Here is a 436-nt window from a genome sequence, read left to right on the forward strand (position 1 = left end):
TTGAGTCTGTCCGGTTCTGGGGTGCCCGTGATGGTGAGAGTAACCGAAACTACTTCGAGAAAATGGAGTCAGACGATCTTGTATTGTTTTATCAGGATGGTCAATACGTAGGTGTTGGGTTCGTTGGGCTAACATTTGAGGATTCTTCCGATTGGGCAAGCACAACGTTCTGGCGGAACGCACCGTCGAATCTCATCTACACGATTACTGAGTTTGACGAGGTCGCTGTTCCGCGGGCTGCTGTCAATCGAATCTTTGGGTATGACGATGAGTACTATCCCCAGGGATTAATGCGGGTTGCTTCAGGTCGCGTCAGCCGTCGACCAGTCGTAATCAAGCGAGCGGTAACAGAATTCGATGCAAAGCATAGCCCGCGACAAGATACATAGCGTATCTTTGTGGTCGCCTTGCTAGTTCTCACTCGGTGAGTTCGCTA

At 50.2% G+C, this 436-nt stretch carries 1 protein-coding gene; it reads left to right on the forward strand.

Annotation, left to right across the window (positions count from 1 at the left end):
- Nucleotides 1–389: hypothetical protein (locus tag DEQ92_RS24340; RefSeq protein ID WP_233516963.1), on the forward strand; the 389-nt coding region annotated here is incomplete at its 5' end.
- Nucleotides 390–436: the final 47 nt, after the last annotated feature.

Origin of the sequence: Haloferax sp. Atlit-6N, from assembly GCF_003383195.1 — an archaeon.
Taxonomy (GTDB): Archaea; Halobacteriota; Halobacteria; order Halobacteriales; family Haloferacaceae; genus Haloferax; species Haloferax gibbonsii.